The organism is Halorubrum miltondacostae (genome assembly GCF_041379815.1).
Taxonomy (GTDB): domain Archaea; phylum Halobacteriota; class Halobacteria; order Halobacteriales; family Haloferacaceae; genus Halorubrum; species Halorubrum miltondacostae.
Map to the genome: position 1 here is coordinate 1 of NZ_JBEDNY010000004.1, position 22,796 is coordinate 22,796.

Genomic DNA, 22,796 nt, shown 5'->3' on the forward strand with positions numbered 1-22,796 from the left:
GGAGCTCCCCACCGCCGTCCGGAACGAGACGGGCGTCGACGGCGAGCGACTGGCGACGCTGCGGGAACGCGCGAACGAGCTCAGCGGTCCCGAGGTCGCCGCCCTCTCTCGCGGCGTGGCCGGCGAGGGCGTAGGCGGCCCGGTCGGCCCGGACCGCCGCGGTCCGCGGGGGAACGGGACCGAACGCGGGCCGCCGGGGGACGCCGGACCGCCGGGTGAGGGCGCGATCGGCGGTGGTCCGGGAAACGGGTCGAACGGGGCGCCGGGGACGGGGAACGGCTCAGTCGGAACGCCGGGACCGGGGAACGGATCAACCGGCTCGAACGGAGCAGGGAACGGGTCGAATGGAGCGCCGGGCTCTGAGAACGGCTCGGGAAGCGACGCCGCGAACGGTTCCGGCCCGTCCGGGCAGCCGGGCGGGGGTAACGCGACCGACTCGCCGGCCGGATCTGAGAACGGGACGGCCGGAGACGGGTCCGGCAGCGGCGGGCCCAGAGGCGACGGCTCCGACGGCGGCGCGGGCGCTCCGTCGATCGAAGCCGCTCTGGACGTGCCGTCGATCGCCGCCGGCAGCCCCTCGCGCCTCGATGCGTAAGGCGTCGGCGTGCGGATCCGAAGCGAGGTTCCGGCCCGAAACGGGGTCCAGCTTGACCGGTAGCTGGGATGCGGACCCGTCTCGGATGGGAAGGAATTTACCGGCTCTCCGTGTGACGTAGTCCGTGCAGCGAGCACAGTCCTTCCTCGTCGTCGTCGCCCTTCTCGGAGTCGTCGGTCTCGGGCTCGCCGCCGGTGGGGCGGGCGCGGCGCCGTTCGACGGCGGCTTCGCCCAGATGGACGTCGAGCCCGACGACGTGTCGATAACGGCCGACGTCGGGCCGGACGGCGACGCGCAGTGGACCGTGGAGTACCGGATCCGACTCGCGACCGACGAGGAAGAGCGGGCGTTCGAGGAGCTCCGCGTGGACGTGGAGAACGACACCGAGGCGTACACAACCCGGTTCCGCGACCGGATGGCCTCGACCGCGGCGACCGCGGAGTCGACGACCGGCCGCAACATGACCGTGTCGAACGCGACCGTCACGGCCGAGCGCCGCGAGCTCCCGCAGGCGTACGGCGTGTTGACCTACCGGTTCGAGTGGACGAACTTCGCCGCCGTCGACGGCGACCGGCTGCGCGTCGGCGACGCGGTCGACGGGCTGTTCCTCGACGGCTCCTCGTCGCTCATCGTCTCGTGGCCGGAGGGGTACCGGCTCGGGGAGACGTCGCCGGAGCCGAGCGAGGTCCGCGACCGGTCGGTCGTGTGGAACGGCCCGGTCGACTTCTCGACGGGACAGCCGCGGATCACGGTCGCGCCCACGGGCCCGCTCTCGGGGATCCCGACGACCGGACTGGTCGCGCTCCTCGCCGCGCTCGTCGTCGCGGGAGGCGTCGCGTACCGGCGCCGAGCGGCCGCTGACGACGGCGCGGCCGTCATGGCGGGCGACGACCCCGGAGCGACGGCCGGAGGGAGCGGCGCTGGCGGCAGCGGCGACGCCGCGAACGCGGCGGCCGCCGACAGCGGCGGCGGCCCCGGCAGTGGGGCTGAGGCGGATCCGGGCACCGGCGACTCCGACGCGGCAGACGGCGCCGACGACGCGCCGCCCGTCGACAGCGACCTGCTGAGCAACGAAGAGCAGGTGCTTCGCCTCATCGAGTCGCAGGGCGGGCGAATGAAACAGAAGCAGGTGGCGGAGGAGCTGGAGTGGACCGCCGCGAAGACGAGTCAGGTGGTGACGGGGCTGCGGGACGAGGGCGACCTCGACGGCTTCCGGCTCGGCCGAGAGAACGTTCTCTCGCTCCCCGACTACGACCCGGAGGCGGACGCGAGCGGTGACGGCGACGACGAAGAGAGCACGGAGGGCGACGACGTAGGCGGTGACGACGGAGCCGGCGCTACCGGGAGCGACTGATCGGACCGCCGCCGGGCGGCGAACCGGTTGGCGGGACGCCAGTCACAGGTCCCGCGACCGGCCGATGTGACGCAGTTCACCGCCGCACTCGCACTCGCCCGGCGAGTCCGTCCGCCGGCCACATTTGAAACACTCGTACACTTCTTCGCCGTGGTTCTCGTATTCTGGTCGCATATCTGCCCGTACGTCCCCGTGACACATAGTCCCACGCCTAATATTGTTTAGATGGTATAAATTGAAACTCCGACACCGGTGACCGAACGATCGAAAGGAGAGAGATCGCGACGGACGGCCGCGGCTCGCGGTCCGAGCGGATACCGATAGAAGAGCCGGAGGAGGGATTTGAACCCCCGACCTATTCCTTACGAAGGAATCGCTCTGCCAGCTGAGCTACCCCGGCACGCATGGAATAATTCCCGGACGGAAAAATAAGGGTTCCGAAACGGGGACGGAACGGGGGCGAGACGGAATCCGTCGGGTCGTTTCTCGGCGACGAACCGGCAAGCGTGACCGACACCGAATACACGTTGGTAACGGAGTAGAGCGCTTTCTCACTTGATACACAAGAAGAATCGGAACACAACACAAGCATATAAGGATAAAACCTAAATACTTGCTCGGACTTCAAACAAAGTGTGATGACATCGCCCGCGTGCCGAGACGGCGGGGATCGACTCCCCCGGCGATGCGTGCCCGGTCGAAGCCCGTACCGGGCGGCGAGGGTCTCGTCGGTCGCCGTCCCCACGGCGGCTCGGCGCGGCCGTCATCCCAACCAGCGTTCCGCCGCGGCTACCGTGTGAAACGCGTCTCAGACGCGCCAAGCGCAAAATCGCCTCTGATCCGCCGACCGTCGCCGCGGCCGCTTGTCATGTGACGGGCCCCCAGCCGCACCGCCCCGACCCCCCTCGGGGCGGCGCGGCGTTTTCGCTGTGTAGACTGCTTCTCGCCACCGTTGCTGCTAACTCGTGAAAAGTGATCGACGAACGGCACGGAAGTCCGCGCTACGCGAACAACAGCCGCGCGCGTCGCAGCGCGGCGGAGAGGCCGCCGTACCCGGCACCGACGGCGCCCGCGAGGCGTACCTCGGCGGGCGCGACACCGAGGCGGTGTGAGAGCGGCCCGGGGCGCGCGTCAGCGCCGGCGACCGCGACCGTCCGGCCGCGAACTCTGACCTCGGCGGTGAGGTCGCCCCGTCGCAGTTCTCTGACCGCGAGGTCCGAGGCCGCGTCGGCCGGGAGGCGACGGGCCACGCGGAGGGCGTCACCGACGCTCCCGACCTCGAGAAACAGGCGTCGCTCGGTGGCGTGGACCGACACGTCGACTCCGTCGACGGAGAGCGTCAGGTCGTCGGTCTCGACCGCGAGGGCGGCGTGAGAGTCAGTCCCGCTCACGGGTCGTGACGCGGACGCCGCCGTCGACGCGCCACTCGGCGTGCTCGACGTCGTCTCCCGTCCCGCTCGGCACCTCGACGGTCATGTCCTCGAACTGATAGTGAATCTCGGCGTTTCGACCGGTGAGCCGGTCGTAGAGCCCTATTGCCAGCTCCGGCCACGTGGTCGTCTCCTCGATTCGCTCCTCAGGGTCTGCGGCATCGCTCATACACGTTCGTGTTAGATAGTCACACTCATAAGTATATGCCCTGACGTGTCTGTCCAAAACCGCCGGGCGCGCGGAGGGCCGAATCAGTCGACGGTCCGCGTCAGGCGCACGTCGAGACAGACGTTGTACTCGTGGGGGGCGTACGACCGGACGACGCGCTCGGTCTCGACGTCGACCGCGTAGGCGTCGCCCGCGGCCGCCTCGATCGCGCGCCGTCCCGGGCCGAACGGGTCGTCCTCGTGTTGGATGTCGTAGTAGTGGAGCACGCAGTCGTCGCCGGCGAGCGCGACGGCCGCGTCGAGGAACTCGTCCGCGGAGTGCGGGAGGTTCATCACGAGGCGGTCGGCGGTGTCCGCGCGCGAGTCGACGAGGTCGCGCACGTCGCCGGCGACCGCGGTCACGCGGTCCGCGACCCCGTTGCGCGCGGCGTTCTCGCGGAGGTACTCGACCGCCCGTTCGTTGAGGTCGCACGCGACCACTTTGGCGCCGTGGGACGCCAAGGGCACGGCGTACGGCCCCACGCCGGCGAACATGTCGATCGCGGACTCGCCGGCCCCAACCTGCTCGACCACGCGGTGGCGTTCGGTCGCGAGCCGCGGGGAGAAGTACACCGCGGCGACGTCGAGCGCGAACTCGTGGCCGTACTCGCGGTGGACCGTCTCCGTGTCGTCGCCGACCAGCACGTCCCACGAGCGCACCCGCAGTTCGCCCTCGATCGGCGACGCGCGATTGAGGACGGTCTCGCAGGGGACGTCGGAGGCCGCCACGGCGTCCGCGATCTCGCGGGCGCGATCGTCGTCGTCCTCGTCGACGATGACGATGTCGCCCAGCCGCTCGATGGAGGGCTCGTAGCCGAGTATCTCGGCGGGCGTCGTGGGGCGGTCGCGCCGTTCGGCGTCACGCTCGACGAGCCGGTCGGCGAACTCCGCGGGGACCGCCTCGCGCCCCGTGACCGGGATGTAGATCGTGTCGCCGTCGACGGCGATCTGGTGGTCGCCGTCGAGGGCGTCAGCGTCGGCGAGCCGGCTCCGGACGGTCTCGCCGCGCTCGCGGGCGACGGCGACGCAGGGAACGCTCATCGTCGGAGGGACGCGGGCGAGCGAATAAACGGTGACGCTTCGCGAGTCCGTTGGGGAGAGGGCGAGAGCGGTCGAGGTCACTCCGACACGTCGGCCGCGGCCGCGACGGCGTCCAGCAGGGCATCGTCGTCGACGTCGGCAGCGACGGGAACGACGCGATCCGCGGCCGCCGCGACCTCGGCGTTCGGGCGGTTCGCGGTCGGGGCACCCTCGCCGCCGGTCGCGACCGCGAGCGTCGCGTCCGCGTCGGCCGCGAGGTCGCGCGCGGCCCGGACCGTCTCCGCGGGAGGCTTCTCGAACGGCGGCGCGGTCACCGCGGTCCCTCCCGCGTCCGCGGCCGCGCCGGCGGCAGTGTCTCCCTCGGGGACTACGCCGACCGAGGGCTCGTGGCCCGCGGCGGCGAGGCGGGCGATCACGCGTGCGGTCAGGCGTCCCGTGCCGATCACGTGGACTCGACGCGGGTCGACGTCGCTCTGCGGGAACGCCGTGACCGCGGGCGTCCCGGTGGCCGGGTTGCGGCCGACGAACGCCTCCGCGTCGAAGGCCGCGCCGACGGCGCCCCCGGACAGGATCGACGCCGGCGGCCCGGCGGCCCGGACCCCGCCGTCCGCGATGACGACCACCTCGTCGCAGTAGCGGGCCGCGGCGTCGAGGTCGTGGATCGCGGCGATCGCTCCACGGTCGCCGCCGTCGACGAACTCGCGGACCAGTTCGAGCGTCTCGACCGCGTGGTTCACGTCGAGGCTCGCGGTCGGCTCGTCTAACAGGAGGAGCGGGGCCGCCTGCGCCAGCGCCCGCGCGAGCAGCACGCGCTGCCGCTCGCCTCCGGAGACCTCGGTGATCGACCGGTCGGCGAAGCGCTCGACGTCGGCGGCCGCCATGGCGGCGTCGACCGCGGCGTCGTCCTCGACGCCGTGCGCGTCAAAGCGTCCGAGGTGCGGCGTCCGGCCCATCTCGACGACGTGGCGCACCCGGAAGTCGAACGCGAGGTTCGTCGCTTGCGGGACGCTCGCGACGCGCCGGCCGACCTCGCGGGCCGACAGCGACGACGCCGGGTCCCCCCCGATCCGGACGGTCCCCGCGTCCGGCTCGACCGCGCCTGTTACCGCGCGCAAGAGAGTGGTCTTACCGGCGCCGTTCGGCCCGACGAGGCCGACGAGCGAGCCGGGCTCGACCCGGAGGTCGACCCCCGAGACGACGTCGAGGTCGCCGAACGAGACGGCCACGTCGGCGGCCGACAGGAGCGGCGCGTCGCCGAACGAGCGCGACGTGTCGGGGAGCGACCCGGGGTCGCCGCGCGCGGCGGCCGACTCCTCGATGTCCCGCGCTTCGGCGTCGACCGTGGGGTCCGCGCTCACAGCTCCGTCACCTCCCGGGTGACGAGCAGGTACACGAAGAAGGGGGCGCCGACCGCGGCGGTGATGATCCCGACCGGATACTCGGCGGGCGCCGAGCGCGCGAGCGTGTCGGCCGCGACGAGGAACGTGCCGCCGGCGAGCGCCGCGGTCGGGAGGAGCACCCGGTGGTCGGGGCCAACGACGAGCCGGAGCATGTGGGGGACGATGAGCCCGACGAAGCCGATCACGCCGGCGAACGCGACGCCGGCGGCCGTGACGAGCGCCGACGCCGCGAGCAGCACCCGCTTCGTGCGCTCGACCGCGATGCCCAGCCCGCGGGCCTCCTCCTCGCCGAGCAGGAGGACGTTGAGGTCGCGGGCGTACGCGAGCAGCAGGAGGAACAGCGGCGGCACGACGGCGGCGGTGACAGCGACCTCGCTCCACGCGGCGCCCGAGAGGTGACCCATCAGCCACGCGACGATCTGGCGGAGCGATTCCCCGGCCTGGAGCTGGAGGTACGAGACGACCGCGCCGAGGAACGTCTGGACCGCGACGCCGGCCAGGAGGAGGGTGGCGACCGGCGTCCGGCCGCCCCGGGTCGCGATGGCGTACACGCCGAAGGCGGCGACGAGCGCGCCGACGAACGCGAAGAGGCTCGTCCCCGCGCCGCGCGAGAGCGCGACCTCGACGGGGCCGACGAGCGGGAGCGCGACGGTCGCGGAGAGCGCGACGGGGAAGACGATGAACGTCACCGCGCCGACCGCCGCGCCCGAGGAGACGCCGATGATCGACGGGTCCGCCATCGGGTTCCGGAAGAAGCCCTGCATCACCGTGCCGGCGGCCGCGAGCGCGAAGCCGACGAGCGCGGCAAGCAGGATCCGCGGGAGTCGCACGCCGACGACGATCTGCTGGTGGACGGAGTCGACGGGGAACGCGAACGGCGACGTCACCGCGAGGTCGACGCCGGGAAGCGTGAGCGGCCCAACGCCGGGGACCGGCAGCGGGCCGACGCCGCTCGCGCTCGTCTCGATCCCCGACGGGACGGAGAGCGCGTTCAGCACCGACTTCATCACGGTCTCCGGGGGGATACGGACCGGCCCGATCGCGGCGCTGACGACGATCGCGACCGCCAGCAGCGCGGCTACCGCCGCCGACCAGCCCGCCGATCGCACCCAGAGACGCATACGTTCTCCAACACAACTTGTAGTAGGTAAATACTTATTGGACGAGTTCGGCCCTCAATCCGATGCGAGACAGCTTCGCGATCGCGATGGCCGTGTTGGTGACGACCGCCCTGCTCGGCGGCGTCGCGGGGACGGTCACGGGCGCACAGCCGACGATAGCGACGGACGGACCGGCCGCGGGCGCACAGCCCGCGGTCGGAACCGCGGGGGCGACCGGTCCCGCACAGACCGGCGACGCGTGTGGGTTCCCGTTCAACGCGACCGACGCGACCGGAGAGACGATCCGGCTGGAGGAGCGTCCCGAGCGCATCACGACGCTCAACCCGTCGGCCGCACAGACGCTGTGGGAGCTCGGCCAGCAGGACCGCGTCGTCGGCGTGAGCCAGTTCGCGTTCTACCTCGACGGCGCGGAAGAGCGCGCGAACGTCTCCGCCGAGTTCGGCGCGAGCGTCGAGCGCGTCGTCGACACCGAGCCCGACCTCGTGCTGGCGCCGAACTCCTCGGCCGCGGACGTCGGGCCGCTCCGCGAGCAGGGGCTGACGGTGTACCACTTCCCGGCCGCGACCTCCATCGACGACATCGCCGAGAAGACGGAGACGATCGGTCGGCTCGTCGGCGCGTGCGAGGCCGCGAGCGAGACGAACGAGGAGATGTACGACGCGGTCGACGCGGCGGAGAACCGGACCGCCGACGTCGACCGCCCGGCCGCGCTGTACCCGCTCGGCGGCGGCTACGTCGCCGCGAACAACACGTTCATCGACGCGATCATGAACGTCGGGGGCGCCGACAACGTCGCCGCGGAGTACGAGGCGTACCCGCAGCTCTCGGACGAGGTCATCTTGGAGACGGATCCGGAGCTGATCCTCGTCACCGACCCCGAGGCCGCGATCTTAGAGCAGGAACCGTACGCGAGCACGACCGCGGGCGCCGAGGGGAACTACGTCGTGATGAACGTGAACTACCTCAACCAGCCGGCGCCGCGCAGCGTGATCCGGTCGACGGAGACGCTGTCGAACGCGGTGGTCGAGATTCAGGACGCGAGCGGCGACTCGTCGGACGACACCGAGGGCGGTGACTCGTCGGCCGACGGCTCCTCTGACGACAACTCGTCGGAGAGCGGCGACTCGTCCGACGGCGGGAACGACTCCTCGACCGACGGCATGGACGGAAACGAGACGGAAACGGACGGCGGCGCCGGTGACACCGGCGCTGAGTCGCCCGGGTTCGGGGTCGTCGCGGCCGCGCTCGCGCTGCTCGCGACCGGCCTGCTCGCGCGGCGCGACTGAAGAGAAAGCGGCAGGCGCCGACGGGCCGCGTCGGCCGCCGGCCGCGGACTGTCCTTAGATTCCCTGTCCCATCAGGTGGCTGCGCAGGATGTCGGGCGTCTTCAGCCCGGCGTCGCTGTTGAGGAGCACGACGGTCTCGTCGCCGTCGAAGAAGTCGTCCTCGGCGAGCGCCCACGCCCCGGCGGGGGCCGCGCCGCCCGTCGCGCCCATCTCGACGACCTCGTTCTGCGCCACGGCGACCGCGCTCGCGAGGATGTCGTCGTCGTCGACGCCGACCGCGGTCCCCCCGCTCTCGGTGACGGCCTCGACGGCCGCAGCGCCGCCGGCGGGATCCGGGATCTCCAGCTCGCCGCAGATGGTGTCCGGCGTCCCCCACAGCTCCGGCTCGTCGAGACCGCGCTCGACGGCGGCGGCGATCGGGGCGCAGCCGGCGGCCTGCGCGGCGACGACCTTCGGCGTCTCGGCTATCGCGCCGACGCGGTCGAGCTCGACGAACCCCTTGTAGACGCCCGCGACGACCTCGCCCGAGCCGGTCGGGACGACGACGACGTCCGGGGCGTCGCCGAGGTCGGCGACGAGCTCGAACGCGATCGTCTTCGCGCCCTCGTGGCGGTACGGCGTGGCGAACTCGCCGAGGTCGGTGTAGTCGGTCGCAAGCTGCTCGTCGACCGCGTCGGCAGCGTCGGGGAAGCGCCCGCCGACCACGCGCATCTCGCCGCCGTGGACGTTGGTCATCGACTTGTTCGAGAAGGCGCACCGTGAGGGGACGAACGCGTACGACCGCAGGTCCGCCTGGCCCGCGTACGCCGCCATCGACTGCCCGGCGTTGCCCGGGCTCGCGCAGACGAGCGGCTCGACGTCGACCCCCTCGGCGGCCGCCCGCTTCGCGACGGCGGTCACGGCGACGGAGAGGCCGCGGTCGAGGACCGTCCCCGTCGGGTTGCGCCCCTCGTCTTTGACGTACACCGCGTCGACGTCGAGTTCGTCCGCGAGCCGGTCGGTGGCGACGAGGGGCGTGCCGCCCTCGCCCGCGGTGAGCGCCTCGCCGGCGGGGAATGGGAGCAGCGCGTCGAAGCGCCAGTGGCCGCGGGCGGTCGCGGGCGCGGCTCGGGCGTCGCCGCTTCCGCCGCGGGCCGCCGGGTCGAAGAGGTCGTCGGGGTCGACCGCGTCGTACTCGTAGACCGGGTCGAGGCCGCGCGCCCGCTCGTCGTCGTCGACGGTCGCCGCGTCGGCGGTCTCATGGACGCGACCCGACGCCCGACTCTCCAGCCCGCGGAACGCCGGCGTGGTCTCGGTGGTCACCATACCGAACCTTGCGGCGGCGGCGACAAATCGCTTCGCACTCCGACGCGCCGCGGACCGAGAGCTGTCGCGGGTTCGGCATCGCCGTGACTCGTTTATCGGGCGGGCATCGCTGGCGCGGCCGGCGAGCGCGTCCCGCGGCCGCTTATCAACCCGCGCCCCGAAACGTCGCGTATGAACGGAGACGCCACGGTCGTCGGCGGCGGGCTCGCGGGGCTCGTCGCGGCGACGCGGCTCGCGGAGGCGGGCGCTGACGTGACGCTGTATGAGCGACGGCCCGAGGTCGGCGGGCGCGTCCGGACGGAGACGGTCGACGGGTTCACGCTCGACCGCGGCTTCCAGGTCCTCTTCTCGAGTTACCCGGCCGTCGAGCGCGAACTCGGCGCCGAGGGGCTCGACGCCCTCGACCTCCGGACGTTCGCGCCGGGCGCGACCATCTGCCGGCCGGGCTCGCGGTCGGTGCTCGGCGACCCGCTCCGGGACCCGCTCTCCGCGCTCCCCTCGCTGTTGAACAGCGAGGTCTCCTTCTCCGACAAGCTCCGGACGCTCGCGCTCCGGTACGACCTCGGGAACCGCGACGAGGCGGCGTTCTTCGCCGGGCGCGACGCCCCGATCCGCGAGTACCTCCGCGATTGGGGATTCGCCGACGACTACGTCGAGAACTTCGTCGAGCCGTTCTACGGCGGGATCACCTTAGACCGGAGCCTCTCGACCTCGAAACAGGTGTTCGAGTACACGTTCCGCGCGATGGGCCGCGGGTCGATCGGCGTCCCCGCCGCGGGGATGGCAGCGCTGCCCGCGACGCTCGCCGACCGCGCCCGCGAGGCGGGCGTCGCGATGGAGACCGGCGAGGACGTGGAGTCGATCCGGATCGCGGGCGAGGGGCGGATCCCGTTCCGGAAGGGGCCCGCCGACGGCGCGACCGTCGAACTGGCGGACGGGACGACCCGGGAGACGGACGCGGTCGTCGTCGCGACCTCGCCGCCCGAGGCGCGGCGGCTCACCGGCGTCGAGTCGGTGCCGACCGAGGGCGTCCCGAACGTCACCGGCTGGTACGCGCTCCCCGCTGGCGAGTCGTTCGAGACCGGCGGGCGGATCCTGCTCAACGCCGCGGCCGAGTCGCCGAACGCCGTGGTCCCGATGTCGGAGGTCGCGCCGGAGTACGCTCCGGACGACCGCGCGCTGCTCGCCGCGACGTTCCTCGGCGAGGAGTCGCTCGATCGCGACGAGAGCGAGCTCCGCGACGACGTGCGCGACGCGCTCGGGGCGTGGTACCCCGAGCGCGACTTCGACGGATTAGAGCCCGTCGACGTCCACCGAGTCCGGTTCGCGCAGTTCGCGCAGCCGCCGGGCGTCCACGCCGGCCTCCCGGACCCGGACGACCCGGAGGGGCCGGTCGTCCTCGCCGGCGACTACACGGAGTGGTCGTCGATCCAGGGGGCGCTGGAGAGCGGCCGGAAGGCGGCGAGCGCGGCGACGGGACACCTCTAGGCGAGCCGCGCCGCGGTTCACTCACTCCTCGCGCAGGAACGCCTCGTCGCCGTACTCCTCCACGGCCGCGAGCAGGTCGTCGCGCTGGCCGCGGACCTCGCGCGGGAGCTCGGCGAACGCGTGGTCGAACATCGCGGCGGGGTCAGCTTCGACCGACTCCGCGGCGTCGATGGCCTCGGCCACGACCTCGTCGGCCTCGTCGCGGACCGCCGCGACGCCCTCGTCGTCGATCCGACCGGTCTCGCGGAGGAACGCCTCCATGCGGTCGAGGGGGTCGAGCGCGCGCCAGGGGTCCACGTCGTCGGGCTCGCGGTACGCTGTCGGGTCGTCCGCCGTCGTGTGCGCGCCGAACCGGTACTCGACGAACTCGACGAGGATCGGACGCGGATCGTCTTCGGTGGCGTCTTCCCCAGCTTCGTCGCCGCCGTCGCCCCGCGCCCGCTCGGCCGCCTCACGCGTGACCGCGTAGCTGGCGAGCGGGTCCATCCCGTCGACGCGGACGCCGTCGAAGCCGTAGGCGGTCGCCTTCCGGGCGAAGGTGTCGCTCGCGGTCTGACGCGACTCGGGGATCGAGATGGCCCAGCCGTTGTTGTGACAGCAGAACAGCGTCGGCGTGTCGAAGACGCCGGCGAAGTTCATCGCCTCGTGGAAGTCCCCCTCGCTGGTCGCCCCGTCGCCGAAGTGGCAGGCGACGACGCGGTCCTCGTCGCGGTGGTCGAACGCCCATGCCGCCCCGACTGCGTGCGAGAGGTGCGCCGCGATGCCGATGTTCAGCGGGAAGACGTTGCCGTCGGCGATCGCCTCCGTCCCGGCCTCGTGGCCCATCCAGTACGGGAGGTACGCGTCGAGCAGGTCGCGGACGACGACCGCGCCGTGTTCGCGGTACTGGTAGCTGATCAGATCGCGGTCGGCGAGCGCGTGCGTCGACCCGACCGCGGAGCCCTCCTGCCCCGCGCAGGGCGCGTACGTCCCGATCCGCCCCTGCCGCTGGAGGCTCACCGCGCGCTCGTCGAACCGGCGCGTGACGACCAAGTCGCGGTAGATCGCGCGGAACCGCTCGTCCGAGAGGTCCGGGACCGTCGCGTCGGGCAGGGGGCTCCCGTCCGGCCCGAGCACGCGGGCGACGTCTTCGTCGGCGAGGGGATCGACCCCGCCGTCGCCGGCGGGGTCGCCGCCGTTCTCGTCCATGCGCAACGAGTGTGCGCCCCAGTCACAAGGAGTTAGCGGTCGCGGCGGCCGCCGACGCCCGCCGGCTCCGTCGCCGGACGTACGTGATCGGGAGCCCGACGAGGACGCCGGCGACGGCGACCGCGCCGAGTACGAACCCGACCAGCAGCCGCACGGGCCCGGCGGCGAGCATCTCGAGCCCCCAGACTGCCACGAACCACGCCGTCCAGAGCGCGCCAGTGAGGAGCGCGGTGAGCAGCCCGAACGCGGCCCCGCGGAGATACGTGGGCGCGTCCGGCCGCTCGACGAGGGCCCACCAGACGAGCGCCCCGACGACGAGCGCCGGGGTCGCGAGGAGCGGCATCCCGACTGCGGGCGGGAGGCCGACCACGTCGGCGAACAGGCCGAGCACGTCGGAGAGCAGCAACGCGGTGAGGGCGGCGCAGCCGAGCGCGTACACGCCGGCGTACAGCGACCACCGCCGAGCGGTGGTGAAGCGGGAATCGGCGGGGAGGGCAGTGTTCATGCCGTATCCCCCGAGCGCCGGGCTAAATGTCTTCCCGTTGTCCGGTCTCCGGTCACCCGACCGTGATCGTCACCTCGAACGGGTACACCCCGCTTTCGCTCGGGGTCTGCCCGGGAACGTTCCACGACACGAAGAACAGGCCGCGGCTCGCGTACGTGCCGGCTGGCAGGTCCGACGGGACCGCGTACGTTGCGGTCAGTTCGTCGTCCGCATCGAGCGACTCCAGCGCCTCCCCGTCGCTCCGGTTTGGCTGTGTCCCCTCGACACCTCGGGTGTCGACGATCTCCAGCGGCCGTCGCTCGCCCTCGTCGAAGACCCAGAGGGCGGTCGGCAGCGCGCCGCGACTCCTGAACGTGTACGGCCCCGTGACGTCGGCGGCGGCGTTCTCCGGGGCCACCGCGACGGTGAGCGAGAACTCGCGGGCCGCGTCCTCGCTCGGCGCGACGGAGACCGACACCGGGAGGCGGTCGTACCGCGACTCGCCGACGGCGATGTCGTACACGGTCCCGTCGATCCGGTAGTACGGCGGCTCGTCGTACGCCGCGGCGAGGTCGGCGTAGGCGGCCGGCACCTCGTCGGCGAACAGCTGGCTGCGGTCCGGCCCCGGCAGCGCGGGCGCACGGTGTTCCGAAGCCAGCGCGCGCTGGAAGAACGTGATCAGTTCGGCGTCGAGTTCGGACTCGTCGACCACCGGGCGGTCCCACATGTCGGCCGCCCCCAGCTCCCGAGCCGTGATCGAGTGGGGCGGGTCCGGGTGTTCGACAGCCGTCCGGATCCGAGAGACGCCGAACTGGTCCTCCAAGTAGTCGTACTCGCCGAGGAACGCGGCAACCGACTCCGGTCTGCGACACCGCCGGTACGTCTGACGGGCCACGTTGGTCCCATAGGCGGTCAGCGCGTCGACAAATGTCTCGACCGCCTCGGACCCGATGTCGTCGCGTTGCCGGGCCTCCGTGAACACCCGATCGGGGTCGTACCCCTCGGCCGCTTCTTCGACGAGTTCGGCGGTGAACGTGGGCAGGCTGTGGTCGAACGCGTACCGCGTCCCGTCGATCTCGACGTACGGCTTCAGCGTCCCGCTGTCGTACGCGCGGAACTCGTCGACCGCGGTCAGCAGGGCGTCGCTCGGGTCGGTGGTCTCGAATCCGCCGTCGCGCGCCGCGGCGAGCGGTTCGCGCAGTGCGTCCGGAATCTCCGGCTCAGGGACGATGTGCTCCGGGTCGATCCCCCGGCTCCGCGACGGCTCGTACGCGGTGACGACGTGGGGGACGCGTTCGAGTTCGACGTCGAGCGACGCGGTCGCGTCGCCGGTCTCGTTCGTCGCCGGTCCCGTGACGGCCTCGTCGACGCATCCCGAAAGCGCGACTGCGGACCCGGCGAACGCTGCGAGGAGGGCTCTTCGCTCCATGACCCGGATGTTTGAAACGAGCGATAAAAGTGTTCCGCGGGTCGCAACGCGGTTCGGTTGTCGAGTCGGGTTTCAGGGCGTGATCACGGCGCGGCCGTCGATCTCGCGGTGTTCGAGCTTCTCGGCGACCGCGTTGATCTCGCCGAGGTCGTACCGGCTGGTGTGGAGGTCGACGTCCCCCTGTTCGACGAGCGCGACGAGCTCCTGGAGCTCCGCGTACCGGCCGACGATGTTGCCGACGAAGGAGAACTCGCCGTTCACCAGCGCCTGCGACGGTTCGTGGACGTGGCCCCCGTAGCCGATGATGTGGTGGTCGCCGCCGCCCGCGGTGATCTCCGGGGCGTAGGCGGTCGTCACGTCCTCGCCGACGAAGTCGAGCACCTGCGCCGCGCCCGTCCCGTCGGTGATCCCCTCGATCTCGGCCGCGACGTCGTCGTCGGTCGGGTTCACGAGGTGATCGGCACCGTAGCTGTCTGCCAGGTTCAGCGCCGACTCCTTCAGGTCGACGGCGGTGATCTGGGCCGCGCTCATCGCGTTCAGACACTGGAGCCCGATGTGACCGAGCCCGCCGACGCCGATGACGACGGCGTGGTCGCCGGGGTTCAGCTCCGCGACCGCCTTCTTTGCCGCGTGGTAGGCGGTGATACCGGCGTCCGCGTGCGGCGCGATGTCGATCGGTTCGACGCCGCTCGGCAGCGGGATGACCGCTCGTTCGCTGGTGTGGAGATACTCGGCGAAGCCGCCGTCGTGGGTGAGTCCGTTGAACGCGCTGTTCTCGCAGTGCATCGTCTCGCCGAGCCGGCAGGGGCGACAGGTCCCGCAGGTCTGGACCGGGTGGCAGATCACCGGGTCGCCGGCGGAGACGATCTCGACGTCCTCTCCCGTCTCGACGACCGTCCCCGCGTTCTCGTGGCCCAGTGTCAGCGGCAGCTCCTGCGGGACGTACTCGGTCCACATCCCCTCGATGATGTGGTTGTCCGTCTGGCACCAGCCCGCGCCCTCGACCTCGACGATGACGTCGTCCGCGCCCGTTACCGCTGGGCGGTCGACCTCGTCGATAGTGAGTCCCTCGCTCATGTCGTCGGTGTACTCGTGGAGTCTAGCTGCTTCCATGTGGGAACAATTCGCACCGCGTGAATCATAAACGTTCGTTATAGTCGCTTGTCTGACGGGACGGACTATGCGCACGGTAAGACGAAAGTGTTCACAACAGCCGGCGGAACTCCCCGAGCGGCGGGAACCGGAGGGCCTCTCCAGCACCGCTCGCGTCGGGACCCCCGTCCGAGCCCTCCGCGGGAGAGTCGACCACGACCGGCGCGAGGCGGTCCGCGTCGGTGACGAGCGGGGAGTCGAACGCGTCGGTCCGCATGTCGTTGACCGCCACGCCCGGCGCGAGCCGGGTGAACGCGGGCAGCACGAGGAGGTCGGCCCCGCGGTACGTCCCGGGGCCGCGGAGGAAGCAGGGCAGACGGTCGCCTTCGATCTCGATCGTCGGGTGGACGTGGCCGATCACGTACCGGTCAGCCGTCGCGGACGGCGCCTCGTGGCCGTGACAGACGACGGTGCGCGTCGCGTCGGCGGCGTCAACGGCGTCGGCCACCCGGTCGGCGTCCTCGCCGAGAACGATCTCCTCGCGGACGGACCCGTCCCAGCGGTTCGGAAGGGCGGTGTCGTGGTTGCCGGCGACGAGTTCGAGGGCGGCCCCGCGGTCCTCGCAGGCGTCGCGGAGCGCGTCCAAGGTCTCGCGGCTCCGGCCGCTCACTCGGTCGAAGGTGTGGACGACGTCGCCGGCGACAATCACCGTCGCGGGGTCGAACCGGTCGAGGAGGGCGGCGAGCCGGTCGACGAGGTCCGCGCGCTCGCCGAGCGGGAGCGAGACCGCGGAGGCCTCGCCGCGGCCGACGTGGAGGTCGGCGACGACGAGGGCGTCGGCGCCCGGGAGGTAGGCGGCGCGGTCCGCGAACGTCGGGCCGGACTCGGGGTCGGAGGCGGTCACCGGCCGTACCCGGACGAGCGCTCTCGGCGGCGACCCGCGTCGCCTCCGTCCGGGGTCGGCCCGCCGTCCGCGTGGTTGCGGGCGGTCGCATACGCCTCGCGGACGCGTCGGAACGACTCCTCGTCGCCGCCCTGGTCCGGGTGCGTCTCCTTGACGCGCTCGCGGTACGCGCCCTTCACCGCGTCGACATCGGCGTCGCGGTCAAGACCGAGCTCGTCGAACGCGTCGCCGACGGGGTCCGCCCGTCCGGCGGGGCCGCGACCGGTCGCCGCACGCGCGCCGAAGCGACCGCCGCCGGAGCCGGCGGACCGGCCGCCCGCCGATCCCGGCGACTCGTCGGTCGCCCAGTCGGGCTCGTCGACGTCGAACGGGAGTCGGCGGCCGAGCCCGCGGCCGGGCATCTCGTGCTCACAGAGGATAGTGTAGACGCCCTCCCCCTCCAGCCGGAAGTAGTCGTGCGCGTCGAAGGTGATCGCGACCCCGCGGTTGGGGAGGTAGAAAGGGACGGACACGCCGTCGAACGCGTGGTCCTCGTCGAACCGCTCGCCGGCCGCGTCTAGGTATGACCGGATCTCGCGGCGGCGGCGGTCGTCGCCGGCGGCGCCGCGACCGCCGGCCGACGCGGCGGGGGTCGGGACGAGCCGGTCCCCGAGGTAGAACGCGAGGGCGACCACGGCGGTGGCGACCCCGCCGAGGCCCACCCCCCAGAGGACCCACCGCGGCACCAGGCTCGTTAGCTCGGCGAACACACCCGCCGTAGCGGCTCCGCGGTAATCAACCTCCCGCCGGCGCTCGGCGGAGCTCGATAGACGGTTGGGAAGAGAAGCGGAGTGGGTCGGTCGGCCGGCTCAGAGCATCCCCTTCGCCTCGAGCCCGTCGATGATGTCGTCGACGAGCGCCTCGGGGGTGTCGTAGGGGAACTCCTGTTCGCTGCCCAGCTTCGCCGCCATCTCCATGGCGGTGAAGCTCACGTCGCCGGCCTCGAACTTCGTTCCCGGGCCGTCCGGCAGCGCGGGGACGAGGTCCATCTGGTTCTCGACGGGGAAATCTGCGCCGCCGAACGCGTCTAGAAACTGTTCGCGGAGTTCCGCTTTCACGTCGCTCATACACACGACATCCCGAGAGCGCCAGCAAAAGGGTTGCGGAACAACGATGAACTTATTTAGGGTTGATCGCGGCGCCGAAGGCCGACGGTCGTGCCGGATCCTGCGGACCTTTGTCGCTGGCGAATCAGGTGGATCCATGGCACGCGAGTTCGCGTTCGACTTCGACCTGCTCCGAGAGCTGACCGAGGCCCGCGGCGTCCCGGGCTACGAGGACGACGTGCGCGAGATCGTCCGGCGCGAGTTCGAGGAGCGCGTCGACCGCGTCCGGACCGACGCGATGGGGAACGTCGTGGGGACGATCGAGGGCGAGTCGGACTACTCGGTCGCGGTCGCGGCCCACATGGACGAGATCGGGTTCATGGTCCGCCACGTCACCGACGAGGGGTTCGTCCAGGTCGACCCGCTCGGCGGCTTCGACGCCCGGGTGCTGCGCGCGCAGCGCGTCACCGTCCACGGCGACGAGGACCTGACCGGCGTCATCGGCTCCGTCCCGCCCCACACGCTCACCGAGGAGCAGCGCGAGAAGGACGACGAGGTGACGGACGTGTTCATCGACCTTGGGCGCGACGCGGAGGCAGTCGAGGGGGCGGTGAGCGTCGGCGACCTCGTCACCCTCGACCAGACCACGACGCGGATGGGCGACCGGGTCACCGGGAAGTCGCTCGACGACCGGATCTGCGTGTTCGCAATGCTCGAGGCCGCCCGCCGGATCGACGACCCGGGCGTGACGATCCACTTCGCGGCGACCGTCCAGGAGGAGGTCGGGCTGCGGGGCGCGAAGGCGCTCGGCGTCGACATCGACCCCGACCTCGCCGTCGCGTTGGACGTCACCGTCGCCAACGACGTGCCGCAGGTCGGCAACCCGGCCGACGCCGTCACCGACCTCGGCGACGGCACGGCGGTGAAGCTGAAGGACTCCTCGGTGATCACCAGCCCGAAGGTCCACAGCCGGCTCACCGAGGTGGCCGAAGCCGAGGAGATCGATCACCAACACGAGGTGCTGCCCGCGGGCGGCACCGACACCGCCGGGTTCCAGAACACGGCTGGCGCGAAGCCCGTCGGCGCGATCTCGATCCCGACGCGGTACCTCCACACCGTCACCGAGACCGCCGACGGCGGCGACGTCGAGGCGACGATCGACCTGCTCGCCGCCTTCCTGGCGTCCGAGACCGGCGAGCACGACTACACGCTGTAGTCGCTCCCGAGCCGCGGAACCGACTCAGTCGTCGCCGGGCGCGGCCGGCCCCGGGTCCCGGCTCGCGCGGTGCGCCCCGCGCGCCTGCCACGCGAACCCGGTGGTCGCGAACGCGATGAACCCGGCCGCCAAGAGGAAGCCGGTCTCGGTGGTCGTCCAGTCCATCGTCGTCCCGACGAGCACCGGCCCGACGACCTGCCCGACCTTCCACGACACCGAGCGGAGGCTCATCGCGCTCGCGACGGAGTCGTACGCCTCCCCCTCGTCGACGAACAGCGACATGCTCGCCGGCAGCCGGATGGAGTCAGCGACCCCGAGCAGCGAGTAGGCGGCGAACAGCGCGAAGAAGGCCCCGCCGAGCGTCTGGGAGTCGCCGAGGTACGAGACGGTGACCGGCGCGACGGTCCCGTCGAAGTACGCCGCGAGGGGGATGATCGCCGTCCCGACCCCGTACAGTAGCGCGCCGATCGCGACGAACAGGTAGGTGCGGTCGTAGCGGTCGGTGAGGTCGCCGACGAACCCCTGCGTGAGCGCCTTCGTCGCCTTCCCGCCCGCCATGATCCAGCCGATGGCGAACGCGGAGATGCCGAACGTCGTCCGCGCGTAGATGGGGAGGAAGATGATCACCGCCATCTTGCCGACGCTGAACGTGAACCGGAAGAAGACAAGCGCGCGTAACATCGGGAGCCCGAGCAGCGACCGGAACGTCTCGATCCCGCCCGCGTCCTCGGGGTCCTTCCGGCCGCCGGGGTTGTCGCGGAGGAACGCGAACACCAGCACGAACGCGGCGAGCGTGACGGCGGTCAACACGACGTACGTCTCGCCGAACCCGTAGGCGTACAGGAGGTAGCCGCCGACGAGGTCGCCCGCGAGCGACGAGAAGGAGGCGAACTGGTTGTACGAGCCGAGCCAGCGCCCCTGCTCGTCGTCGGGGCTGATCTCGCCGATCACCGTCGCGCCCGTGATCCAGAGGACGCTCGCGCCGAGCCCCTGGACCATCCGCACGAGGATGATGTGGACGGAGCTGTCGACCAAGGCGAACCCGACGAAGACGGCGACGTTGATCAGGAAGCCGGCGAGCAGCCACCGCTTCGCGTTGCCGGTGTCGACCCACCGACCCAGCGGGAGGACGATGACGAGCTGGACGACGGCGAACGCGGTGCCGAACAGTCCTTCGATGAATCCCGTGGTCCCGAACAGGTCGGCGTACAGCGCCAGCGCGATGAGGATCGTCGAGTACGCCTGGCTACGGGCGAACGCGGTCCCGGCGAGCGCCGCGAACTCGCGGTCCCCGAGCAGCCGTATCGAGTTGCCGAGCTGGGCCACGGTGGTCTCCGTCCGGCTCCAACGAGACCCGGAGAAAAAAGCGCCCCAGATCCGGCGGTCCGCGTGGGGTTGTGCGCTCGGCCGGTCACCGTCAGGGCTCGACAGATAGTAACTGGAATAATTTAACAAAGCACTATGTGTGGTCGTATCTAATTACAATACGCATGCGTCGCCGACAGTTCCTCCGCGCGCTCGGCGCCGGTGGCGCCCTCTCGCTGGCCGGCTGCGCGGGCGGGAACGAAGGCCGCGAGCGTGCCCCCAACCTCGGCGCGTTGACCCTCGCGACCGCCACGACGGCGTACGACAGCGGGCTCCTAGACGTGTTACACCGCGAGTACGCCGACCGCTTCGGCTCGCAGGTGGAGGCGCTCGTGCGCGGGACCGGGGCGTCGCTCCGCACCGCCCGGGACGGCGACTGCGACGTGGTGCTCGTCCACGCGCGGCCCCTCGAAGACGAGTTCCTCAGGGAGGGGTACGGCGTGAACCGGCGGCGGGTGATGGTCAACGACTTCCTCGTCGTCGGCCCGCCGGATGACCCCGTGGGCGTGGCCGGGAGCGACCCGATCTCGGCGTTCCGGGCGATCGCCGACGCCGGGGCGACGTTCGTCTCCCGGGGCGACCAGTCGGGGACGCACGTCCGCGAGCGCCGGATCTGGGACGCGGCGGCGGTCGCCCCCGGCGGTGAGTGGTACATCGAGACGGGGCAAGGGATGAGCGACACGCTGATCGCCGCCGAGCGCTCCGACGCGTACACGCTCACCGACCGGGGGACGTTCCTCGCCGTGAGCGCCGGCGGCGACCTCGGCCGCCACGTCGACTACGGGATCGACGACCCGCCGCCGCTCCTGCGGAACGAGTACGCCGTGATCCCGGTCAACCCCGCCCGGCACGACGTGGCGTACCCGCTCGCGATGTCGTACGTCGGGTTCCTCACCGGCCCCGGCCAGTCGGCGATCGAGGCGTTCCGCGTGGCGGGCGAGCGGGCGTTCCGGCCCGCCGGCCGCTCGGCGGACCCCGAGTTCGAGCAGTACGTCCCGCGCGACTGGGAGGGGTAGACGGGCGGGCGGGACTAGGCAGCCGCGGCCCTCGTCGGGCCTAGTCGTGCCGGAAGCAGCGCGACCCGGTGAACGCCATCGCCATGTCGCGCTCGTCGGCCGCGGCGATCACGTCCTCGTCGTTGACGGAGCCGCCGGGCTGGATGACGGCTTCGATGCCCGCGTCGGCCGCCTCCTCGACCGCGTCCGGGAACGGGAAGAACGCGTCCGAGGCCATCACGGCCCCCTCGGCGGACTTCCCCTCCGCGTCCTTCTCGGCCTTCATCGCCGCGAGGGTGACCGCGTCGACCCGGGAGACCTGCCCCATGCCGACGCCGACCGTCTCCGTGCCGGTCGCGAAGAGGATCCCGTTCGACTTCACGTGTTTCAGCGTCTTCCACGCGAACAGCATCGTCTCGACCTGCTCGTCGGTCGGCTCGCGCTCGGTGACGACCTCCAGGTCGGCGGCGGTCGGCGACTGCCGGTCGCGCTCCTGGACGAGGCGGCCGCCGACGATGGGCTTCTCCGTGAACCGCTCCGAGAAGCGGTCCTCGCCCGCGCCGAGCGGCCCCACGTCGAGCACGCGGAGGTTCTGCTTCTCGCGGAGGACGTCGAGCGCACTGTCGGTGTAGCCGGGCGCGACGACGACCTCCTTGAACGAGTCGGCGACCGCCGTGGCGGTGTCGGCGTCGCACTCGCGGTTCAGCGCGACGATGCCGCCGAACGCGGACTTCGCGTCGGTGCGGAGCGCGCGGTCGTACGCGTCAGCGAGGTCAGAGCCGACCGCGCAGCCCGCGGGGTTGGTGTGCTTGATCACCGCGGCCGCGGGCTCGTCGAACTCCTTGACGAGGTTCAGCGCGGCGTCGGCGTCGTTGTAGTTGTTGTATCCCATCCCCTTCGCGCCGGGATTCAGCTGCGTGGCGTCGACGACGCTCGCCTCCTCGCAGCCGTCGTCGACGTACAGCGCGGCGTCCTGATGCGGGTTCTCGCCGTACCGCAGCGTGGCGGTGCGCTCCTCGGAGACGAAGCGCCGCTCCGGGAAGTCGCCGCCCACGTCCCCCTCGACCGCGACGTCGGTGGGGGCGCCGTCGGCATCCCGCTCGACGGCCACGCGGTCCTCGGCGAACCAGCGGACCGCCCGCGGGTACGCCGTGAACTCGGCCTCGCGGAGGACGCGCGTCTTCAGCGAGTCGACGTCGTCGTCCTCGTACACCGGGATCGGCTCCTGCGTGACGACGGGGCCGGCGTCCACCTCCTCGGTGACGACGTGGACCGTACAGCCCGTCGTCCGGACGCCCGCGTCCAGCACCTGCTCGTGGGCGTCGGTGCCGGGGAACGACGGGAGCAACGACGGGTGGACGTTCAGCGTCGTCGGCACGGCGTCGAGGAACTCGCCTGTCAGGACGCGCATGTAGCCGTCCAGACAGACGAGGTCGACGTCGTAGTCCGCGAGGCGCTCGACGATCCGGCGCTCGTGCGACTCGCGCGACTCGCCCTCGTCGCGCTCGACGACCTCAGTCGGGACGCGGCGCTCGGTCGCGGCCTCCAACACCGGCGCCTGCTCGCGGTTCGTCAGGACGACCGACAGCTCCGCGCCGCCGGGCGCGGCGTCGGCGATGTGCCTGAGGTTCCGTCCCCTGTTGCTCGCGAGTCCCGCGATCTTCATACGCGAACGTCCGACCGATCGGGTATATCGATTGCGGTCCGCGTCGCTCGAGTGTACACGATCGGAGATCGGAACGTGGTTTCGGGGTGGCCAGAGGGCTCGACGGATCCACGTCCGTGCGTCGCCCCATCGACACGCTTTTGCT

General features: G+C 71.7%; 21 protein-coding genes, 1 tRNA gene and 1 pseudogene. 6 read left to right on the forward strand and 17 right to left on the reverse strand.

Features of this window, described 5'->3' with window-relative positions; translation table 11 throughout:
- Positions 1–595, forward strand: a pseudogene (locus tag ABNG04_RS12145) (hypothetical protein); the annotation flags it as partial.
- A gap of 124 nt (positions 596–719) precedes the next feature.
- A complete protein-coding gene (locus ABNG04_RS12150) occupies positions 720–1,949 on the forward strand; it encodes a helix-turn-helix transcriptional regulator (protein ID WP_371162684.1) in 1,230 nt (409 codons plus the stop codon).
- Positions 1,950–1,991: 42 nt separating this feature from the next.
- Here the strand turns inward: ABNG04_RS12150 and ABNG04_RS12155 are convergent, their stop codons facing one another.
- From ABNG04_RS12155 to btuC, 7 genes are all read right to left on the reverse strand, one after another.
- A complete protein-coding gene (locus tag ABNG04_RS12155; protein WP_371162685.1) occupies positions 1,992–2,123 on the reverse strand; it encodes a rubrerythrin-like domain-containing protein in 132 nt (43 codons plus the stop codon).
- 153 nt (positions 2,124–2,276) lie between these two features.
- Positions 2,277–2,349, reverse strand: a tRNA-Thr gene (locus ABNG04_RS12160).
- Positions 2,350–2,950: 601 nt separating this feature from the next.
- Entirely contained in the window at positions 2,951–3,340 is a 390-nt protein-coding gene (locus tag ABNG04_RS12165; RefSeq protein ID WP_371162686.1) for a peptide ABC transporter ATP-binding protein, read from the reverse strand.
- Positions 3,327–3,548 (reverse strand): hypothetical protein, encoded by a 222-nt coding sequence (locus tag ABNG04_RS12170; protein WP_371162687.1) that lies wholly within the window; start codon positions 3,546–3,548, stop codon positions 3,327–3,329. The genes ABNG04_RS12165 and ABNG04_RS12170 overlap by 14 nt, the downstream gene beginning before the upstream one ends.
- 83 nt (positions 3,549–3,631) lie before the next feature.
- Positions 3,632–4,627 carry a class I SAM-dependent methyltransferase gene (locus tag ABNG04_RS12175; RefSeq protein WP_371162688.1) on the reverse strand — a complete coding sequence of 332 codons (996 nt, stop codon included), beginning with the start codon at positions 4,625–4,627 and terminating at the stop codon, positions 3,632–3,634.
- A gap of 77 nt (positions 4,628–4,704) precedes the next feature.
- Positions 4,705–5,985, reverse strand: a complete 1,281-nt coding sequence (locus ABNG04_RS12180; protein ID WP_371162689.1) for an ATP-binding cassette domain-containing protein — start codon at positions 5,983–5,985, stop codon at positions 4,705–4,707.
- Positions 5,982–7,148, reverse strand: coding sequence for a vitamin B12 ABC transporter permease BtuC (gene btuC, locus ABNG04_RS12185; RefSeq protein WP_371162690.1), 1,167 nt, complete (start codon positions 7,146–7,148; stop codon positions 5,982–5,984). The genes ABNG04_RS12180 and btuC overlap by 4 nt, the downstream gene beginning before the upstream one ends.
- A 62-nt stretch (positions 7,149–7,210) precedes the next feature.
- On the opposite strand from btuC, the gene ABNG04_RS12190 reads away from it, so the two are divergent.
- Entirely contained in the window at positions 7,211–8,434 is a 1,224-nt protein-coding gene (locus ABNG04_RS12190; protein WP_371162691.1) for a PGF-CTERM-anchored ABC transporter substrate-binding protein, read from the forward strand.
- Between the two features lie 54 nt (positions 8,435–8,488).
- Here ABNG04_RS12190 and ABNG04_RS12195 read toward each other — a convergent pair whose 3' ends face one another.
- Complete coding sequence (locus tag ABNG04_RS12195) at positions 8,489–9,739, reverse strand: pyridoxal-phosphate dependent enzyme (protein ID WP_371162692.1); 1,251 nt, start codon at positions 9,737–9,739, stop codon at positions 8,489–8,491.
- A 171-nt stretch (positions 9,740–9,910) separates the two neighbouring features.
- On the opposite strand from ABNG04_RS12195, the gene ABNG04_RS12200 reads away from it, so the two are divergent.
- Positions 9,911–11,227 carry an NAD(P)/FAD-dependent oxidoreductase gene (locus tag ABNG04_RS12200; protein WP_371162693.1) on the forward strand — a complete coding sequence of 439 codons (1,317 nt, stop codon included), beginning with the start codon at positions 9,911–9,913 and terminating at the stop codon, positions 11,225–11,227.
- A 21-nt stretch (positions 11,228–11,248) separates the two neighbouring features.
- Here the strand turns inward: ABNG04_RS12200 and ABNG04_RS12205 are convergent, their stop codons facing one another.
- The 7 genes from ABNG04_RS12205 to ABNG04_RS12235 all read right to left on the reverse strand — a co-directional run bounded on the left by ABNG04_RS12205 (position 11,249) and on the right by ABNG04_RS12235 (position 17,430).
- Entirely contained in the window at positions 11,249–12,415 is a 1,167-nt protein-coding gene (locus ABNG04_RS12205; RefSeq protein WP_371162694.1) for a thiamine pyrophosphate-dependent enzyme, read from the reverse strand.
- A 22-nt stretch (positions 12,416–12,437) separates the two neighbouring features.
- Entirely contained in the window at positions 12,438–12,920 is a 483-nt protein-coding gene (locus ABNG04_RS12210; RefSeq protein ID WP_371162695.1) for a hypothetical protein, read from the reverse strand.
- A gap of 52 nt (positions 12,921–12,972) precedes the next feature.
- Complete coding sequence (locus tag ABNG04_RS12215; protein WP_371162696.1) at positions 12,973–14,328, reverse strand: hypothetical protein; 1,356 nt, start codon at positions 14,326–14,328, stop codon at positions 12,973–12,975.
- A 72-nt stretch (positions 14,329–14,400) separates the two neighbouring features.
- The gene (locus ABNG04_RS12220) at positions 14,401–15,441 is read right to left on the reverse strand and encodes an NAD(P)-dependent alcohol dehydrogenase (RefSeq protein ID WP_371162697.1); all 1,041 of its coding nucleotides are present in this window, start codon (positions 15,439–15,441) and stop codon (positions 14,401–14,403) included.
- 91 nt (positions 15,442–15,532) lie between these two features.
- On the reverse strand, positions 15,533–16,324 hold the full coding sequence (locus ABNG04_RS12225; RefSeq protein ID WP_371162698.1) for a metallophosphoesterase: 792 nt from the start codon (positions 16,322–16,324) through the stop codon (positions 15,533–15,535).
- The gene (locus ABNG04_RS12230) at positions 16,321–17,073 is read right to left on the reverse strand and encodes a J domain-containing protein (RefSeq protein WP_371162699.1); all 753 of its coding nucleotides are present in this window, start codon (positions 17,071–17,073) and stop codon (positions 16,321–16,323) included. The genes ABNG04_RS12225 and ABNG04_RS12230 overlap by 4 nt, the downstream gene beginning before the upstream one ends.
- A gap of 99 nt (positions 17,074–17,172) precedes the next feature.
- Positions 17,173–17,430, reverse strand: a complete 258-nt coding sequence (locus tag ABNG04_RS12235) for an MTH865 family protein (RefSeq protein ID WP_297884715.1) — start codon at positions 17,428–17,430, stop codon at positions 17,173–17,175.
- 136 nt (positions 17,431–17,566) lie between these two features.
- On the opposite strand from ABNG04_RS12235, the gene ABNG04_RS12240 reads away from it, so the two are divergent.
- The gene (locus ABNG04_RS12240; RefSeq protein ID WP_371162700.1) at positions 17,567–18,625 is read left to right on the forward strand and encodes a M42 family metallopeptidase; all 1,059 of its coding nucleotides are present in this window, start codon (positions 17,567–17,569) and stop codon (positions 18,623–18,625) included.
- A gap of 24 nt (positions 18,626–18,649) precedes the next feature.
- Here the strand turns inward: ABNG04_RS12240 and ABNG04_RS12245 are convergent, their stop codons facing one another.
- Complete coding sequence (locus ABNG04_RS12245) at positions 18,650–19,951, reverse strand: MFS transporter (RefSeq protein ID WP_371162701.1); 1,302 nt, start codon at positions 19,949–19,951, stop codon at positions 18,650–18,652.
- A 164-nt stretch (positions 19,952–20,115) separates the two neighbouring features.
- Between ABNG04_RS12245 and ABNG04_RS12250 the strand changes: the two genes are divergently transcribed.
- Positions 20,116–21,006, forward strand: coding sequence for an ABC transporter substrate-binding protein (locus ABNG04_RS12250; protein WP_371162702.1), 891 nt, complete (start codon positions 20,116–20,118; stop codon positions 21,004–21,006).
- 40 nt (positions 21,007–21,046) lie between these two features.
- Here the strand turns inward: ABNG04_RS12250 and purH are convergent, their stop codons facing one another.
- Positions 21,047–22,651 (reverse strand): bifunctional phosphoribosylaminoimidazolecarboxamide formyltransferase/IMP cyclohydrolase, encoded by a 1,605-nt coding sequence (purH, locus tag ABNG04_RS12255; RefSeq protein WP_371162703.1) that lies wholly within the window; start codon positions 22,649–22,651, stop codon positions 21,047–21,049.
- Positions 22,652–22,796: the final 145 nt, after the last annotated feature.

What these genes read in the sequence shown, in the direction of transcription:
- ABNG04_RS12155 (WP_371162685.1), bottom strand. Translation starts at nt 2,123, where the DNA reads ATGCGACCAGAATACGAGAACCACGGCGAAGAAGTGTACGAGTGTTTC.
- ABNG04_RS12170 (WP_371162687.1), bottom strand. Translation starts at nt 3,548, where the DNA reads ATGAGCGATGCCGCAGACCCTGAGGAGCGAATCGAGGAGACGACCACG.
- ABNG04_RS12175 (WP_371162688.1), bottom strand. Translation starts at nt 4,627, where the DNA reads ATGAGCGTTCCCTGCGTCGCCGTCGCCCGCGAGCGCGGCGAGACCGTC.
- btuC (WP_371162690.1), bottom strand. Translation starts at nt 7,148, where the DNA reads ATGCGTCTCTGGGTGCGATCGGCGGGCTGGTCGGCGGCGGTAGCCGCG.
- ABNG04_RS12190 (WP_371162691.1), top strand. Translation starts at nt 7,211, where the DNA reads ATGCGAGACAGCTTCGCGATCGCGATGGCCGTGTTGGTGACGACCGCC.
- ABNG04_RS12195 (WP_371162692.1), bottom strand. Translation starts at nt 9,739, where the DNA reads ATGGTGACCACCGAGACCACGCCGGCGTTCCGCGGGCTGGAGAGTCGG.
- ABNG04_RS12200 (WP_371162693.1), top strand. Translation starts at nt 9,911, where the DNA reads ATGAACGGAGACGCCACGGTCGTCGGCGGCGGGCTCGCGGGGCTCGTC.
- ABNG04_RS12205 (WP_371162694.1), bottom strand. Translation starts at nt 12,415, where the DNA reads ATGGACGAGAACGGCGGCGACCCCGCCGGCGACGGCGGGGTCGATCCC.
- ABNG04_RS12210 (WP_371162695.1), bottom strand. Translation starts at nt 12,920, where the DNA reads ATGAACACTGCCCTCCCCGCCGATTCCCGCTTCACCACCGCTCGGCGG.
- ABNG04_RS12215 (WP_371162696.1), bottom strand. Translation starts at nt 14,328, where the DNA reads ATGGAGCGAAGAGCCCTCCTCGCAGCGTTCGCCGGGTCCGCAGTCGCG.
- ABNG04_RS12220 (WP_371162697.1), bottom strand. Translation starts at nt 15,441, where the DNA reads ATGGAAGCAGCTAGACTCCACGAGTACACCGACGACATGAGCGAGGGA.
- ABNG04_RS12235 (WP_297884715.1), bottom strand. Translation starts at nt 17,430, where the DNA reads ATGAGCGACGTGAAAGCGGAACTCCGCGAACAGTTTCTAGACGCGTTC.
- ABNG04_RS12240 (WP_371162700.1), top strand. Translation starts at nt 17,567, where the DNA reads ATGGCACGCGAGTTCGCGTTCGACTTCGACCTGCTCCGAGAGCTGACC.
- ABNG04_RS12250 (WP_371162702.1), top strand. Translation starts at nt 20,116, where the DNA reads ATGCGTCGCCGACAGTTCCTCCGCGCGCTCGGCGCCGGTGGCGCCCTC.
- purH (WP_371162703.1), bottom strand. Translation starts at nt 22,651, where the DNA reads ATGAAGATCGCGGGACTCGCGAGCAACAGGGGACGGAACCTCAGGCAC.